This is a genomic window from Streptomyces sp. 35G-GA-8 (assembly GCF_023534745.1).
Taxonomy (GTDB): domain Bacteria; phylum Actinomycetota; class Actinomycetes; order Streptomycetales; family Streptomycetaceae; genus Streptomyces.
Map to the genome: position 1 here is coordinate 1 of NZ_JAMHJQ010000072.1, position 360 is coordinate 360.

1 protein-coding gene is annotated in these 360 nt (G+C 63.9%); it reads right to left on the reverse strand.

Annotated features, from left to right (window positions below; translation table 11 throughout):
• Positions 1-67 precede the first annotated feature (67 nt).
• A partial coding sequence (locus M1203_RS38580; RefSeq protein WP_249954528.1) for a transposase occupies positions 68-360 on the reverse strand: 293 nt, incomplete at its 5' end.

Sequence of the window (360 nt, forward strand, 5' to 3'; positions counted from 1 at the left end):
TAAGGGTTGTCCCGTAACGATCTTGGAGTTGGTGGAGCCGGAGTCGGTCGCCGCGCTGCCCCTGTGCTTATCCGGCGAGAGCGAGGTTGTGCAGTCGGGCGATGCCGAGCATCGCGTGATGGACTCCGTCGCCTTTGAGTCGGCAGTCGCGCAGGATCTTCCAACCCTTCATGCGGGCGAAGGTGTGCTCGACGCGGGCCCGGACCTGCTTGTGGGAGTGGTTGTGTTCCTCTTTCCAAGCCGGAAGTTCCTCGCCTTTGCGTCGGCGGTGTGGGATGACCAGTCCGGTGCCTTGGTAGCCGCCGTCGGCGATGGTCATCGTTTTGCCGACGGCGGCCTTGGCTCCGGATTCTTCCCAGC